This is a genomic window from Spirilliplanes yamanashiensis (assembly GCF_016863475.1).
Taxonomy (GTDB): domain Bacteria; phylum Actinomycetota; class Actinomycetes; order Mycobacteriales; family Micromonosporaceae; genus Spirilliplanes; species Spirilliplanes yamanashiensis.
The window spans coordinates 306,536-322,181 of the sequence record NZ_BOOY01000008.1; the positions used below are offsets into that span (position 1 = coordinate 306,536).

The 15,646-nt window shown below is 74.6% G+C and carries 12 protein-coding genes, 1 tRNA gene and 1 other RNA gene; 3 read left to right on the forward strand and 11 right to left on the reverse strand.

The annotated features are described in order from the left end of the window. Positions 1-63: 63 nt before the first annotated feature. The 6 genes from Sya03_RS08355 to ffs all read right to left on the reverse strand — a co-directional run bounded on the left by Sya03_RS08355 (position 64) and on the right by ffs (position 6,701). The gene (locus tag Sya03_RS08355) at positions 64-1,725 is read right to left on the reverse strand and encodes an ABC transporter substrate-binding protein (protein WP_203937603.1); all 1,662 of its coding nucleotides are present in this window, start codon (positions 1,723-1,725) and stop codon (positions 64-66) included. A 173-nt stretch (positions 1,726-1,898) separates the two neighbouring features. Next, positions 1,899-2,492 carry a recombination mediator RecR gene (recR, locus tag Sya03_RS08360; protein ID WP_203937604.1) on the reverse strand — a complete coding sequence of 198 codons (594 nt, stop codon included), beginning with the start codon at positions 2,490-2,492 and terminating at the stop codon, positions 1,899-1,901. A gap of 10 nt (positions 2,493-2,502) precedes the next feature. Continuing rightward, on the reverse strand, positions 2,503-2,838 hold the full coding sequence (locus Sya03_RS08365) for a YbaB/EbfC family nucleoid-associated protein (protein ID WP_203937605.1): 336 nt from the start codon (positions 2,836-2,838) through the stop codon (positions 2,503-2,505). Positions 2,839-2,939: 101 nt separating this feature from the next. Continuing rightward, positions 2,940-3,446, reverse strand: coding sequence for an SRPBCC domain-containing protein (locus Sya03_RS08370; RefSeq protein ID WP_203937606.1), 507 nt, complete (start codon positions 3,444-3,446; stop codon positions 2,940-2,942). Between the two features lie 19 nt (positions 3,447-3,465). After that, complete coding sequence (locus Sya03_RS08375) at positions 3,466-6,510, reverse strand: DNA polymerase III subunit gamma and tau (RefSeq protein WP_203937607.1); 3,045 nt, start codon at positions 6,508-6,510, stop codon at positions 3,466-3,468. Between the two features lie 96 nt (positions 6,511-6,606). Further along, positions 6,607-6,701, reverse strand: an RNA gene (gene ffs / locus Sya03_RS08380) — signal recognition particle sRNA small type. A gap of 80 nt (positions 6,702-6,781) precedes the next feature. Between ffs and Sya03_RS08385 the strand changes: the two genes are divergently transcribed. Next, a tRNA-Ser gene (locus tag Sya03_RS08385) sits at positions 6,782-6,869 on the forward strand. Positions 6,870-6,944: 75 nt separating this feature from the next. On the opposite strand, the gene Sya03_RS08390 is transcribed toward Sya03_RS08385, so the two are convergent. From Sya03_RS08390 to Sya03_RS08400, 3 genes are all read right to left on the reverse strand, one after another. Then, positions 6,945-8,378, reverse strand: a complete 1,434-nt coding sequence (locus tag Sya03_RS08390; RefSeq protein WP_203937608.1) for a serine hydrolase — start codon at positions 8,376-8,378, stop codon at positions 6,945-6,947. A 98-nt stretch (positions 8,379-8,476) separates the two neighbouring features. Further along, positions 8,477-8,788 carry a hypothetical protein gene (locus tag Sya03_RS08395; RefSeq protein ID WP_203937609.1) on the reverse strand — a complete coding sequence of 104 codons (312 nt, stop codon included), beginning with the start codon at positions 8,786-8,788 and terminating at the stop codon, positions 8,477-8,479. Between the two features lies 1 nt (position 8,789). Continuing rightward, positions 8,790-9,455, reverse strand: a complete 666-nt coding sequence (locus tag Sya03_RS08400; protein WP_370871915.1) for a DJ-1/PfpI family protein — start codon at positions 9,453-9,455, stop codon at positions 8,790-8,792. A gap of 81 nt (positions 9,456-9,536) precedes the next feature. Here Sya03_RS08400 and Sya03_RS08405 point away from each other — a divergent pair, with 81 nt between their 5' ends. Then, positions 9,537-10,496 (forward strand): GlxA family transcriptional regulator, encoded by a 960-nt coding sequence (locus Sya03_RS08405; RefSeq protein ID WP_203937610.1) that lies wholly within the window; start codon positions 9,537-9,539, stop codon positions 10,494-10,496. Positions 10,497-10,731: 235 nt separating this feature from the next. Then, positions 10,732-11,391 (forward strand): fasciclin domain-containing protein, encoded by a 660-nt coding sequence (locus tag Sya03_RS08410; protein WP_203937611.1) that lies wholly within the window; start codon positions 10,732-10,734, stop codon positions 11,389-11,391. 58 nt (positions 11,392-11,449) lie between these two features. Here Sya03_RS08410 and Sya03_RS08415 read toward each other — a convergent pair whose 3' ends face one another. Next, positions 11,450-11,965, reverse strand: coding sequence for a hypothetical protein (locus Sya03_RS08415; RefSeq protein WP_203937612.1), 516 nt, complete (start codon positions 11,963-11,965; stop codon positions 11,450-11,452). 22 nt (positions 11,966-11,987) lie between these two features. Beyond that, positions 11,988-15,440 (reverse strand): ALF repeat-containing protein, encoded by a 3,453-nt coding sequence (locus Sya03_RS08420; RefSeq protein ID WP_203937613.1) that lies wholly within the window; start codon positions 15,438-15,440, stop codon positions 11,988-11,990. Between the last annotated feature and the right edge of the window lie 206 nt (positions 15,441-15,646).

Sequence of the window (15,646 nt, forward strand, 5' to 3'; positions counted from 1 at the left end):
CTCGTGGGGGTGGGTTCGAAGCCGGGCGGGCGCCGGGTCACGGCGCCCGCCCGGTCTCTGCGGCTACTTGAACTCGGCGGTGGAGTAGCGCTCGTCGGTCAGCGGGCTCGGCTTGACGCCCGTGACGTCCTTGCCGAACACGATCGCCGGCGGCGAGTGCGAGATCGGCACGCCCGGCAGGAACTCCATGACCGCGGCGTTCAGGGCCTTGTACTTCTCCACCCGCTGGGCGTTGTCAGCGGTGGTGTCGGCGTCCTGGAACTGGTCGAACAGCGGCTTGTTGGTGTAGCCCCACTCGTCCTTCGGCCGGTCGAAGAAGGTGCCGATGAAGTTGTAGGCGTCGCCGTAGTCACCGGTCCAGCCGAGCAGGTGCAGGTCGTGGTTGCTGCCGGACGTCGTGGCGTTCAGGTAGTCCGGGCTCCACTTCAGCGGAATGCCCTCCACGGTGATGCCGACGGCCTTCAGGTCGTTCGAGAGCAGCTCGAAGATGTCCTTCGGGTTCGGCATGTACGGCCGGGTGACCTCGGTCGGGTAGTGGAAGCGCAGCGTCAGGTTGCTGGCGCCGGCCGCGGCGAGCAGGCGCTTGGCCTCCTCGACGTTGTAGTCGTACGTCTTGACCTGCGGGTTCCAGCCCTCGACGGTGTCGGGCATGAACTGGGTGGCGACCTTCGCGCCCGGGGGCAGCTTCGAGTCGACGAGCGCCTGCCGGTTCAGGGCGTGCGCGATGGCCTGGCGCACCTCGAGCTTGGCCAGCGCCGGGTTGCCCTTCTGGTTGATCGCCAGGTAGAGCACGTTGAACGCGGGCCGCGTCAGCATGTTGAAGCCCTCGCTCTTCAGCGGCTCGACGTCCGCCGGGCCCACCAGGTCGTAGCCCTGGATGTCACCGGAGCGCAGCGCCTGCTTGCGGGCGTTCTCGTCGCTGATGGTGCGGAAGACGATCGTCTTGAGCTTCGCCTTGTCGCCCCAGTACTCCTCGTTCCGCTCGATCGTGAGGGACTTGTTCGCCAGGTCCCACGACTTGAACTTGAACGGGCCGGTGCCGGTCGGGTGCTGCATCGCGTACGCCGGGTACTTGATGTCGTCCGCGGTGCCGGTGACGTTCGAGGCGTCGTACTGCTGCAGCGCCTGCGGGCTGTGGATCGCGAACGACGGCAGCATCAGCGCCGACGGGATCTTGCTGGAGACGCGGGTGAACGCCAGGTCGACGGTGGTCGGGTCCTTGGCGGTGCACGACTTGAACAGGCTCGGCGGCAGCTCCGGGTCCTCGTTCTTGGCGAAGCCGCCCATGACGTCCTGCCAGTACGGCGTGACGTCAGGGCTCTGCATGAGGCCGGCCGAGTTGAACCAGCGGTTGAAGTTGGCGCAGACGGCCTCGGCGTTGAAGTCGGTGCCGTCGTGGAACTTCACGCCGGTGCGCAGCTTGAACGACCAGGTCGTGCCGGCGGCGTCCGGCTGCCAGCTCTCGGCCAGGCCGGGGGTCGGCTTGGTGCCGCCCTCCTCCGGGCGGACCAGGGTCTCGAAGACCTGACGGGCCACCCGCAGCGACTCGCCGTCGCTGGCGAAGCTGGGGTCGAGCACCTTCGGGTCGCCGGCCACGCCGAAGACCAGCGTGTCCTTGGTGCTGGAGCCGCCTGAGTCGTCCCGGTCGCTCTCGGCGCAGCCGGCTGCTGCCAGAGCGGCAATGGCGGTGACCGCGATAGCGGCCTTCCGCGTCGATGCACGCATGGTGCTTCACCTCGTCCTGTGGGTACGGACCACCGCGGTGACGGTGTGGTCACCGATGGCGCGACATTAACGGCTCACAGGGGGCTCAGCAGCAGTTGGTATCGGATCGTGTCTTAACCCTTACTGACCGGTATCACGCTGTTACAGCGAGCCGCCCCGCCGGACGTGAGGTGTCAGACGGCGCGACGGCCCTCGAAGGCCCGGCCCAGCGTGATCTCGTCCGCGTACTCCAGGTCGCCGCCCACCGGCAGGCCGCTCGCCAGCCGGCTCACGTCGATGCCCATCGGCTTCACCATCAGCGCCAGGTAGGTCGCCGTCGCCTCGCCCTCCGTGTTCGGGTCGGTGGCGAGGATCAGCTCCTTCACCGCCCCCGTGCCGAGCCGCGCCAGCAGCTCACGGATGCGCAGGTTGTCCGGGCCGATGCCCTCCAGCGGGTTGATCGCCCCGCCGAGCACGTGGTACTTGCCGCGGAACTCGCCGGTGCGCTCGATCGCCACGACGTCCTTCGGCTCCTCGACGACGCAGATCGACTCCTCGGTGCGTCGCGGGTCCCGGCAGATCCGGCACTGCTCCGATTCGGCCACGTTGTAGCAGGTCGTGCAGAACCGGACCAGCTCCTTCACCTTCCGCAGAGCGGTGGCGAGCCGGCCGACGTCCGCCGGATCGGCGGAGAGAATGTGGAACGCGATCCGCTGGGCGCTCTTCGGCCCCACGCCGGGCAGGCGGCCCAGCTCGTCGATCAGGTCCTGAATCGCACCCTCGTACATGGATGGTGGCTCAGAATCCGGGGATGCCCAGGCCGCCGCCGAGACCGCCCGTCGCCGAGCCCATCTTCTCGTCGGTCAGCTTGCGGACCTCCTCGGCGCCTGCGTGCAGCGCCGCCACCACCAGGTCCTCCAGGGTCTCCACGTCGTCCGGATCGACGGCCTTCGGGTCGATGTGCACCGACTTGACCTCGCCCAGCCCGGTCAGCGTCACCGTCACCAGGCCGCCGCCGGCGCTGCCGGTCAGCTCCGTCTCGGCCAGCTCGGCCTGCGCGCTCGCGACCTGCTGCTGCATCTTCTGCGCCTGCTTCATGAGCTGCTGCAGGTTGGGCTGTCCGCCGGGACGCATGACATCTCCTCACCGGGTACGGGGGCGTGCAGAGGTCAGCCTAGCCGCCCCCGCCACAGCCGCCGCACGCCGCGCGGTCGCCCCGCCGCTCGACGCGCCGGTCAGTCCGCCGTGAGGCGGCGCCACGCCGAGCCGTAGAGGCCGCTCAGCTCCTCGAACGCCGCCGGGTCCGGCGCCTGCAACCGCCCCGCCAGCTCCGCCGCGAGCCCGTCCAGCGCCACCTGCCACGCCGCCGCCGACTCCACCGGCGACCCCGGGAACCCGCTGTGGTCGAGCGTCAGCACCGACGAGTCGCCCCCGTCCGCGCGCACCTCGGCCCGCAGCCGCGTGGCCAGCCCGTCCGGGAACACGTACCGCAGGTCCAGCCGCCGCTCCGGCAGGCAGTCCTCGATGGTCACCGCCGCGACCGCGTCCAGCCCGAACAGCAACCGCACCGTCGCCCCGGGCCGCCGCTGCCCGTCCACCGGAGCCAGCCAGCGCGCCAGCCGCTCCGGCACCGTCAGCGCCGACCACAACTCCGCCACCGGAACCGGGAACCGCAGCTCGAACCGCACCGCGGCGCCACCGACCCCGGCCCGCAACCGACCCAGCACCAAGCCCGACGCCATCGCCGCCCCCTTCCCGGGTTCAGCTCTCGCCGATCTTCTCCGCCCCGAACGCGTCTCGCAACAGCTGCATCGCCTGCTGCTCGCTGCTCTGCCGCGATGTCTTCTCGTCGATCACGTCATCGGTCGGCTCGTCACCCGGATCGAACCCCTCGTAGACCCGCCCACCCGACCGCGGCGGCGCGTCGTAGTCAGGATCGAACGGCGGCTCCTCCGCCGGCGACCCGTCCGACCACGCGTCACCCGCCGCCGCCTTCTTCGGCGCCGCCGTCTTCATCCCCGCCGCCGCGGCCCGCGCCGCCGCCCGCGCCGACCCCGGCTGCACCGGCGGCCGCGCCGCCTCCGCCTTCTCGGCCGCCGCGACCTGCGGCGCCGCGTTGGGCGCCTCGACCCGGACCGGCGCCGCCGCCTGCGGCGCGGCGTTCACGGCCAGACCCCCGGGCCGCGCGGGCTCGGGCCAGTCGTCGGCCGCGGCCACCGCGGTCGCCACTCCCCCACCCTGTTGGGTACGCCCGCCCCCGGCACCCTCCGATGCCCCGGCCCCGAGGCCACCGGCAGGCCCGGCTCCCATGCCCTGCCCACCGGCACCCACGGACCCACCGTCACCGCCGGGCGCCCCGCCCGCAGCGGGCAGCCCTGCCCCGCTGGGCAGCCCGGCGTCGCCGCGCGGACCGGGATCGCTGTGCGGACTGCCGCCCGGGCCGCCACTTTCCAGACCACCTCGTGGACCGCCGGCCGGGCCGCCGGTCGGACCGCCGCCCGGACCACCGCCCGGACCACCGCCCGGACCACCGCCCGGACCGCCGCTTGGACCGCCGCCCGGACCGCCGCTATCCGCGCTGCCACCGGGGCCACCGTCGAGGCCCGCTCGCGGGCCGCCGTCGTGGCCGCCGCCCTGGTGGCCGGGCCGGCCGGCCGCCTCGCCGCCGCCGGGCGCCGGGTGGGACATCTCGCCCGCCGGCGCCGCGGCCGCCGCCGGGCCGGGGGTGCCCCAGCCGGGGTCGGGGGTGCGGGCGGGGGGTGGCTGCAGGGGCGGGGTGGATGCGGAGCGGGGGGTCGGGTGCATTCCGCCGGCCTCGCCCGCGACCTCGCAGCGCAGCTGCCAGCGGCCGCCGAGGATCTCGTACAGCGCCTCGACGACCGGTTCCGGCTGCGCGCCGAGCATCTTGGCGTGCGCCGGGAAGCGGAACGTCAGCACCACCGTGCTGCCGTCGAGGTCGCGAACCGTGGCGCCCTGGGCCAGCGCGGCGATCTTCTTGCTCTTGCGGCCCGCCGCGGAGACCACCTCGGGCCACGCCTCGCGGATCGCGGCAGCCGACAGCTGCCCGGGGGCCTCGGCCGCGGGCGGGGCGGGGGCGAGGTCGGCGGGGCTGTCCGGCATGAGCCCGGCGGGCTCCCGCCGCCCCGCGGAGGAACCTGAGGAGTCGGCCGAACCCGCTGTGGCTGCGCCGCCACCCTGACCACCCGCCGCCGGACCACCGGCCGCCAGGCCACCGGCCGCCAGGCCACCGGCCGCCAGGCCACCGGCCGCCGGACCACCTGCCGCCGGACCACCTGCCGCCGGACCACCTGCCGGGCCGCCCTGCGGGCTGCCCGCAGCCGGACCACCCGCCGGGCCGCCAGCCGGACCGGTTGCGGCAGGACCACCCGCGGCAGGACCACCCATCGCCGGGCCGCCGCCGGGGGCGGCGCCCGAGACCGGGGTCGCCGCAGCCCACGGGTCCGCGGCCGTCTCGCCCACCGGAGCCGCGGAAGCGGCAGCCGGCGCCGCGGAAGCCGGGCGGGGGGCCGCGCGTTGCGGGGTCGGCAGGGCCGGTGGCTGTGCCGTCGCGCCCGGAACTCCCGCCCCGGACGCGACGGATGTGACCGAGGCAGCCGGCGACGCCGGTCGTACCTCATGGTCCTGAAGGGTGAGGCGGCGTTCCATGCGCTCGAGGCGCTGCAGCAGCGCCCCCGTCGAATCCTCGGCCCCCGGCAGCAGCATGCGGGCGGTGACCAGCTCCAGCAGCAGGCGCGGCGCGGTCGTGCCGCGCATCTCGACCAGGCCGTTGTGCACGATGTCGGCGGCGCGTGACAGCGTGGCCGGCCCCAGCCGGCCCGCCTGGCCGGTCATGCGCTCGATCTGGTCGGTGGGGCCGTCGATGAGGCCCTTGGCGACGGCGTCGGGGACCTGCTGCATGACGATGAGGTCGCGGAGGCGTTCGAGCAGGTCGGAGGCGAAGCGGCGGGGGTCGTGGCCGGCCTCGGCGACGCGGTCGATCGTCGAGTAGGCGGCGGCGCCGTCGCCGGCGGCGAGGGCGTCGCACATCTCGTCGATGAGGGCGACGTCGGTGACGCCGAGCAGGCTGACGGCGCGGGTGTAGCTGACGCCGTCGGGGCCCGCGCCGGCGATGAGCTGGTCGAGGACCGACAGCGTGTCGCGGGCGCTGCCGCCGCCGGCCCGCACGACCAGCGGGAAGACCTGCGGCTCGACCTTGACGCCCTCGGCGGCGCACAGCTGCTCCAGGTACGGGCGCAGCGTCGCCGGCGGGATGAGCCGGAACGGGTAGTGGTGGGTGCGCGACTTGATCGTGCCGAGGACCTTCTCCGGCTCGGTCGTCGCGAAGATGAACTTGACGTAGTCCGGGGGCTCCTCGACGAGCTTGAGCAGCGCGTTGAAGCCCGCCGACGAGACCATGTGCGCCTCGTCGATCACGTAGATCTTGAAGCGGGAGCTGGCGGGCGCGAAGAACGCCTTCTCGCGCAGCTCGCGGGCGTCGTCGACGCCGCCGTGGCTGGCCGCGTCGATCTCGATGACGTCGATGGAGCCGGGCCCGTCGTTCGACAGGGAGCGGCAGGAGGCGCACTGTCCGCAGGGTTCGGGCGTGGGCCCCTGCTCGCAGTTCAGCGACCGGGCCAGGATGCGCGCCGAGCTGGTCTTGCCGCAGCCGCGCGGCCCGGAGAACAGGTACGCGTGGTGCAGCCGCCCGCTGCGCAACGCCTGCGACAGCGGCTCGGTGACGTGTTCCTGCCCGATGACCTCGGCGAACGTACGCGGCCGGTACTTGCGGTAGAGCGCGAGTGCCACGCTTGACGCTCCTCTCGACCGCGCCATTGTCCGTCGGCCCACCGACAAGAACCAGCCCGGTCCCGCCGGGGTGACGCCGACCCGGCCGCGGGCATGAAAAGGGCCCCCCGTGCACCCGTCAGAGCCCGCTTATCCTTGCTGCCTTCCGGCCCTGGGGAGGTTCACGAGATGCACGCCGCACGAGGGGCTGATCGCAGTCTAGCGGGTGGCTTCGCGGGACAGGTCAGGGTGGTGGCATCCGGGCGGCGATCGGTTCTGTAAGCTGGCGCACGGAGGATTCGCCTAGAGGCCTAGGGCGCACGCTTGGAAAGCGTGTTGGGTTCACACCCTCACGAGTTCGAATCTCGTATCCTCCGCCAGCTTCACCAGGGCAAACGTTGAGGGCCGCACCCCCCGTGGGTGCGGCCCTCGGTCCGTTTCCGGCCCCGGCGCGATTACCGCCGGCAGGCCGCCTGGTACCGGTCGACGGCGGCGCCGAGCTGCGCGAACTTCTGCGTGTACTCGACCGGGACGGTGCCGGCCGGGGTGGCCGGGCGGCCCGGGTCGCGGTACTGGTCGCCCAGGTTGGAGAAGACCGAGATGATGTAGTGCCGCTTGGCCTCGCCGGGCAGGGAGCGGACGATGCCGGCGTCGGCGCCGCTGTTGTTGACCCAGCCGGGCTTGTGGGCGAACGTCACCTGCGCCTCGGCGTTGCAGGGGCGGACGTCCTGGCCGAACCTGTTGCCGGCGACGGTGACGGTGCCGTCGGCGCCGATCCAGCGGTCGGCGACCACCTGCGGGATGCCGGGGGCCGGGTAGTCGCGGCCGCAGTAGTTGGTGGTGGACAGCATCCAGTTGAAGCCCTGCCGGCCGAGGGCGGTGAGGAACAGGGCGCGCGACGAGGCGCTGAGCACGTTCCGCGTCACGCGCCGGCCGTCCGGGGCGGTCCAGAGGGTGCCCCTGCCGCCGTTGACGATGGCCAGCAGCTTGGCCGTGTCCAGCGAGCTCATCGTGATGGTGTTGCCCCAGCGGCCGCCGTTGACGGGGTTGGTGCCGACGAGCCGCAGGGTCTCCAGGCCGAGGTCCTGGAACTGCTGGTTGAGACCATCGATGGCGTTGTGGTCCCACATCATCTTGATCAGGGCGCAGCTGGCGTTGTTCGACGACTGGGTGAGCGCGGCGTCGAGGTATTTGCGCACCGTGTCGGCGCTGGCGGCGCCGCACAGCGAGCTGATCGTCGTGGGCTGGTACCGGTAGGTGTCGTCCAGGCCGACGACGCCCTGGTCGACCAGGCGCAGCACGCCGAAGGCCACCATCAGCTTCAGGACCGACGCCGGGTACGGGAGCATGTAGTCGAGCGGCGCGTCCTCGCGGCCGGGCAGGACGTCGATGGTGCCCTGGCCGCGGTTGACGTACCAGCCGGCGTCGTCCCACTGCCGCCAGCGCACCCCGGTCGTGTGCAGGTTCGCGTCGACCGGCACGACGACGCCGCGCGGGTACTGCGGGCTCATCAGCACGGTGGCGGACCCGGCGACCCGGCCGTGGCGGTCGAGTTCGAGGACGGTGGCGTCGATCTGCGGCTGCTGGAAGATCGGCTGCGCGGCGGCGAGCGCGGCTGCCGCGCCGGGCGCCCGCTGCACCGACGGCGCCGCCTCCTTGTCGACGGTGGGCGCGGGCGCGGCGGCTCGCGCCCCGGCCTGCGCGGACGTGCGCGGCGCGAGGTCGAGGACCTCCTGGAAGGCGAGCGAGTCCAGGGTCTGCTGGAGGAACTCGGCGAGGGACTGCTCGGGTGGCGGCACCGGTGCGGCCGCCGCCGCGGCCGGGGGCGGCACCACCGCCGCCCCGACGACGACCGCCATCGTCCAGCTGAGAATCGTGCGTACGCGCATCTCGTACCCCCCGTGTCGACGCCGTGGAACCGGCAACGGGTGGGAATCTATCGGCATCGATCAACCCCCGTGGCAGGTTTGTCCGGTTCCCGTCGGCGTCAGGCGGGTGGCCGGCGGCGCGTGCCGGTGACCACGGTGCGCGGCAGGCGGCCCGCGCGGGAGTGGCCGGCGAACGCGTCGCCGACGACGACCACGTCGAACTCGAGGTTGAGGCGCATCGGCCGGGTCACGGCCTGCCGCCACGTGACGCGCCGCCCGGCGGGGACGTCGGCGCAGGCCACGTCGGTGAGCGGGGCGCCGTCGGCCGCGCCGGTGACCGTTCCCCCGGCGTCGGTGAACGTGTAGACGGCGGTGAGCGTGCCGATCGGCGTCCTCAGCGTGACGTCCCAGGTGCCGGCGACCGGGTCCACGTCAGACCTCCACCGGGACGCGGCCGGTGCGCCGCCACACGGTGCCGCGGCGTTCGTACTGGAACAGGGTCTCGACGGCGTGGGCGATCCGCGGGCCGTACTCCCGTTCCAGCAGGTGCAGGCCCAGGTCGAGGCCGGAGGTGACGCCCGCGGCGCTGACCAGGTCGCCGTCGTCGACGACGCGGGCGTCGACGGCGCGGACGCCGGTCGCCTCCAGCACGGCCATGCCCTGGACGTGGGTGACGGCGGTGCGGCCCTCGATGAGGCCGGCCATGGCGAGCGCGAGCGAGCCGCCGCAGACGGTCGCGACGGTGACGTCCGGGTTGTCGAGCGCCCGCCGCATGAGCGGGGCGGCGTCGGTGCCGCCGAAGCGGGCGAGCAGCACCGGGATGGTGTCGACCTCGTCAGGGTCGCCCGCGGTGGGCCCGCTGGCGCCCGGGACGACGACGTAGCCGGGGCGGTCCGGGTCGAGGCGGGCGGTGGCGCGCAGGGTGAGCCCGCGGGTCCCGCTCGCGACGGTACGGGGGCCCTCGGCGCTGACGAGCTCGACGACGGTGTCCGCCGCCGCGGCGTCGCTGCCGGCCACCAGCACCTCGAACGGCGCGATGACGTCGAGCGGGTCGAACCCGTCGAACAGGACGATCTGCACATGGCTCAGCCGGTTCACCGCCTCATCGTCGCGGCGGCGTACGCTCGGCCTCCAGTGGCCGGAATGCCATAGCCCGGCTGAATCTTGCCAGGGGGCATCGTGCACACCGTCGTCGTCCTGGCCCTGCCCGACGCCATCGCCTTCGACGTCGCCACCCCCGTCGAGGTGTTCGGCCGGGCCCGGCTGCCCGACGGCCGGCCCGCGTACCGGGTCGAGGTCTGCGCCACCGAGCCGGTCGTCGCCGCCGGACCGCTGCGGCTGGTCGCCGCCCACGGCCTCGAGGCACTGGCGGACGCGGACACCGTCGTCGTCCCCGGCCGCGCCGACCCCACCGCCGCCACCCCGGACGCGGTCGTCGCCGCGCTGCGGGCCGCCGCGGCGGCGGGCACCCGGATCGCGTCCATCTGCGTCGGCGCGTTCACCCTGGCCGCGGCCGGCCTGCTGGACGGCCGGCGCGCCACCACCCACTGGGCGGCCGCCGGCCTGTTCGCGGCGGCGCACCCGGCCGTCCACCTGGACCCGGCCGTCCTTTACGTCGACACCGGACAGATCGTGACGTCCGCCGGCGCCACCGCCGGCGTCGACATGTGCCTGCACCTCATCGGCCGCGACCACGGCGCGGCCGTCGCCGCCCACGCGTCCCGGTCGGCGGTGGCGCCCCTGCACCGCGACGGCGGCCAGGCCCAGTACATCGACCACGGCCACACCCGCACGGCCGACCCCGGGCTGGGACCGCTGCTGCACTGGATCGAGGAGAACGCCCACCGTCCGCTGAGCCTGGACGACGTGGCCGCCCGCGCCGGTCTCAGCGTGCGAACCCTGAACCGGCGCTTCCACGCCCACACGGGCGGCACCCCGATGCAGTGGCTCGCGGGCGTGCGCATCCGCCGGGCCCGCGAGCTGCTGGAGACCACCGGGCACGGCGTGGACCGCATCGCGTACCAGGTCGGCTTCCCGTCGCCGACGAACTTCCGCGCCCAGTTCAAGCGCCTGACCGGCGTGACGCCGCAGGCCTACCGCACCACGTTCCGGCCCGCGTCGACCGGCCCGCGCGCCTAGCCCCCTCCCCGGCCGGGCCACCCCGGCCCCGGTTCGACGGTCGCGTCGATGCACTTGCGTCGATTGAGGTTTCGCCAGCTCAGGACGCTGATCCAGGCGGCGGCCAGGGGACCGGATCGCATCGATACGACGTGCGTCGATTTGGGTCCCATCCGCCACGGGTGGCGGGCCGAATGCCGGGTGTGACGGCCGTCATTCCACCGGGTTTCCGCTTCGACCACGAAAGGCCCCGCTCATGAACCTCGTCCGACTCGCCGCGCGCCTCGGCGCCGGCATCACCGTCACCGTGCTGGCCACGACGGCGGTGGCGGTGCCCGCCGCGCAGGCTTCCGGGTCGCACCACCGCGGCACCACCTCGCTGGCCACCGTGCTCGGCAAGGACCGCAGCGGTTTCGACCGCAACCCGAGGGACTTCGACGTGCTGTCGGCCGCTGTGAAGGCCGTCCTGACGGCTAAGCCGAACTCGCCGGTGAAGGTGCTGGCCGACGGCAAGACCCGGCTGACGGCGTTCCTGCCGACCGACCGCGCCTTCCGCGTGCTGGTCCGCGACATCACGCACCAGCGCTACCTGCCCTCGGAGCGGGCGGCGTTCAACGCGGTCGCCGGCCTGGGCATCGACACGGTCGAGAACGTGCTGCTCTACCACGTCGTGCCGGGCGCGACGATCGACAAGCGGGCGGCCGCCAAGGCCGACGGCGCCAAGCTCACCACGGCGCTCGGCCCGCAGCTCACCGTCGACGTGCGCCGCTACTGGCACCGCACCGTCTCGGTGAAGCTGATCGACGCCGACCGCAGCGACCGCAACCCGCGCGTCGTGAAGTTCGACATCAACAAGGGCAACCGGCAGATCGCCCACGCCATCGACCGGGTCCTCCGGCCGATCGACCTGCCGTGAGACGAGGGCCGCGCGCGGTGTCCAGGGGCCTGCGCGCGGCCCTTCTCCATGTCCGGGGTCAGCCGCCGAGGTCGGCGCAGCTCTTCTCGGCGGAGGCGAGCCAGTCGGACTCGTCGACGGCCTTCGACGACCGGGCGATGGTGCCGACGAGGACCTGCCCCGGCGCCAGCGCCTTGAGCTTGGCCGGCGTGAAGTAGACCGGCGCGAGCTTGGTGGTGTCGGCGAAAGCTGAGACCGAGTACTCCCGGTCGTCGGCGAAGCCCGTCAGCGTCCGCTCGGTGACCGTCCACCCGGTGGGCGCGTCGAGGAGCAGCACGTCGGCGGGCGGCTTCGCCGAGCCGGACTCGATGTGCCAGCGCTCGGCCGGCTCGACGCCCAAGCTGTACGCGCTGATCGAGTCGACGGTCACCGCGTCGCAGGGGGCGAGGGCGAGGGCGGGCCGGCCGTCGACGAGGCGCATGGCGCCCAGTCCGGACGGCGCCGGGGTGCACGCGCTCAGCAGGCCCGCCAGGGCGGCGAGCGCTGTGAGGGCGCCCGCCGTCCTGGTCGCCCGCGAGCGGGCGGTGGTGTTCATCGGATGTCGCTCCCGGTCCACGTCACCAGCAGAGCCGCTGGTAGATGCAACGATAGAGCGGCTGGCCGATCGTCCGGTCGGCCAGCCGGCCGAGCTGCTTGGCCCCGGACCAGTCCACCTTGGGCTCCTTGCCGTACTGCCAGTAGTTGCCCTTGTACGGGTTGGCGCCGATCTCGAACGGATTGAAGTCGCCGTAGTCCTTGTTCTTCAGCCAGGACAGCCCGGCGCCGGCGTAGTAGTGCGCCAGGAAGATCGGGAACGGGGCGTACTTCCACTGGTCGGAGTGCCGGGCCTCGTGTTCGAGCAGGTCGGGGCCGTACGTGCTGGCGTCGACGCCGGCGGCCCGCAGCTCGGCCCGCTTGCCCGCCTCCTTGCTCAGCTCCTCGCGCAGCTGCTCGGGCGTGCCGGGGTAGAGCAGGTAGTCGCCGACCGTCATGGTGCGGCCGGTGTTCGTCTCGGAGCCCGTCGTGGGCGTGCCGACGTTGTAGCAGATGATCTGCTTCGTCGCCTCGACGCAGCTGCCGCCCCACTGGTCGACCAGCTTGCGGGCCAGCCAGTTGTTGCCGAACAGCTCGTTGGTGAACCGCCGCGGGTCGTCCGGGGTGTCGGTCAGCAGCGACGGGCCGTCGCCCGGCCCGGCGCGGTTGGCGATCATCTCCTGGAGGACCTTCTCCATGTACGCCGTCATCGCCAGCGCACCCTCGACGGCGGCCTCGTTCGCCGCCTTGCCGGCGTCGGCGGCCGACTTCCGCGCCTCGCTCAGCGCCTTGCGGGCGCTGGCGGCCGAGTTCATCGCGCGGGCCTTGGCGTTGTCGGCCTGGGCCGCGGACCTCGACGCCGCGGCCGCGCTGGCCCGGGCGCTCGCCGCCGCGGTGCGGGCCGTGGCGGCGGAGGCGGCCGCCTGCTGCGCCGACACCTGCGCCGCGTCGGCGTGCCGGTCGGCCTCCGCCGCGTAGCCGATGGCGGCGTCCGCGGACGCGGCGGCCTGCTTGGCGTACTCCTTCGCCTCGGCCTCCGCCTTGCGGGCCCGCGCCGCGGCCTCGGCGGCCCGCTGGGCGTCCACGCGGGCCTTGGCGGCGACCTCGCGCGCCTCGGCGACCAGGCCGGTCACCCGGGCGACGTGCGCCGCCTGCTCCTCGTCGCGCAGCCGCGCGCGGTGCTGCTCCACCTCGAGGAAGTCGCGCAGCATCTGCCGGGTGCCGGACAGCGCCACCTGGGCGGCGGCCTTCACCTCGGGGCCACCGGCCGTCATGATCTGGCCCACCCGGGTCCGGTCGTCGTGCTTGCGGGCGATGTACTGGCCGATTTCGAGGAACTGCTGCCGGTCGGCCGCGGTGCCGCTGAGGGCGGCCTGCCCCGCGGTCTTCGTCGCCGACCCGCCGGCGGTCATGATCTGCCCGATCCGGACGCGGTCGTCGCGGTCCTTCGTGGCGTACGACGGGTACTCAAGGAACGCGGTGAGCTGCGCGGCAGGGGCGCCGAGGGCGGCGTCGGCCGCCGCCTTGAGCGCCGGCTTGTCGGTGGTGGCGGCGAGCTCGCGCACCCGCATCCGGTCGTCCTGGGTGGCGGCCGCCAGCCGGGTGGTGGACAGCCAGACCCGCAGGTCGTCGGGGGTGCCGGCGAGCGCCTCACGGGCCGCGGCGGCGGTCCACTCACCGCCGTCGAGCATGAGCCGGGCGGCCGCCTTCCGGCCGCTGGCGGTCACGGTGGCGGCGGGGGCGCCCGGCGCGGACGCCTCGGCCAGCCACTGCTTGACCTGCCCGTCGACGGCGGCCCACTCGGTGGCCTGCCGGTTCGCCTCCGCCTCCTCGGCCTCCTCGGCCTCCCGGGCGGCGGTCGCCTCGGCGACCTTGGCCTCGGTCTGGGTGCGCAGGCGCTCGGCGTCGGCGGTGCGGGCGGCGGCCTCGACCTCGGCGGCCTTGTTCGCCGCCGCGGTGGCGTCGTTGGCCGCGGTGATGGCGGCGTTCGCGTGCTGGGTGGCCAGCGCGGCGGCGGCCGCGGCGTCGCGGGCGTGGTCCGCGGCGTCCTCGGCGGCGTCCGCGGCGCGCTCGGCGTGCTGCGCGGCGCTGAGCGCCGCGACCCGGGCGTCGCGGGCGGCCAGGGCCGACCGGCGGGCGTAGTTCTGGGCGGCGTTGGCCGCCGCCGTCGCGGTGGCGGCGGCGCGGCGGGCGCGGGCGGCCTCGTAGTTGGCCCGGGCCGCCTCCTCGCCCGCCACCCCGGACTGGGCGATGGCGTCGGCGGTGGCCTGCGCCGCGGAGGCGGCGTTGCGACCCGCGTCGGCCGCCTTGACGGCGGCGTCGGCGGCGCGGTTGGTGGCCGTCTCGGCGGCCTGGGCGGCGGCCGCGGTGTCGCGGGCGCCCTGGGCGACCAGCCGGGCGGCCCGCGCGGCGTCGCGGGCCCCCTGGGCCTGCTTGTTGTCGAGCGCGGCGGCGCCGGCGGCCCGCCACGCCCGCGACGCGGCGTTGCCGGCCAGGGTCGCGGCGCTGGCGGCGCGGGCGGCCGCGTTCGCGGCGGCGCGGGCGGCGTTGTTCGCCACGGCGGCGGCGCCGATGGCGGTGCGCGCGGCGGCGGCGGCCCGGACGCTGGCGTCGGCGGCGCGGCCGGCGGCCAGCGACGCCCGCTTCGCGTCGTCCTTCGCCTTGCGGGTCTCCTCCGCGGCCCGCTCGGCCGCGGCCTTCGCGAGCGCGGCGGCCTCGGTGGCGTGCTTCGCGGCGGCCTCGGCCGCGTCGGTCTCCTGGGCCGCCAGCGCGCCGGCCTCCTTGGCCCGCTCCACCAGGGACGTCAGGGTGGCGACCTCCTCGTCGCGGGCGCGGGCCACCTCCTGGCCGGTGAGCAGGAACTCGCGCACGTCCTCGTCGGTGCCGCTGAGCGCCGCCTGCGCCGCCGCCCTCGTCTGCGGGCCGCCGGACGTCATGATCTGGCCGACCGTCACCCGGTCGTCCTTGCCCTGCTGGATGGGCAGCTCGAAGGCGAGGAAGGTGCCGACGTCCTCGGCGCCGCCGCCGAGCGCCCGCTGGGCCGCGGCCCGCACGCCGGAGCCCCCGACGCTCATCACCTGGCCGACGCGGATGCGCAGGTCCTGGTTGAGGTGCGGGGCGTACCCCGACTCGACGAACGTCCGCACGGCGGCGGGCGAGGCGGCGATGGCGGCCTGGCCCGCGGCCTTGGTGGCCGGCCCGCCGAGGGCCATGAACTCCTCGGCCTGGGCGCGGTAGTCCTGCTCCGTCGCCTCGGCGAGGCCGGTGCTCAGGAACGCGGCCAGGTCGGCGTCCGTGCCGACGAGCGCGGCGAGGGCGGCGCGGGAGACCGACGGGCCGCCCTCACGGAGCAGCTCGACGCAGCGGGCCCGGTCGGCGAGCGTGACCGTGACGTCGGCGTACGCCGGCACCTCGAACAGCCCGGTCAGGACGACGGCGGCGGTCGCCGCGGCGGCGGTGCGGCGCGCGGTCGCGCGCCATGGTCTGTCCCGTCTCATCTCTTCCCCCGTGTCGGTCGGTGGCGCGGGCGACGACGGGGGGCAGGGCGCGTCCGGCGCAGCGTGCAGCGCCCGCACCCGGGTGCGGTTCATCGAAGGGACCCCGTGTCGTGGCGCTGCGGAAACGGCGTGCTCCGCCTCGCTGGGGTCGATGATGGCCTATGCGCCGCGCCCGCGCTGCCCCGTCCGGCCGCCCTGTGGACAAC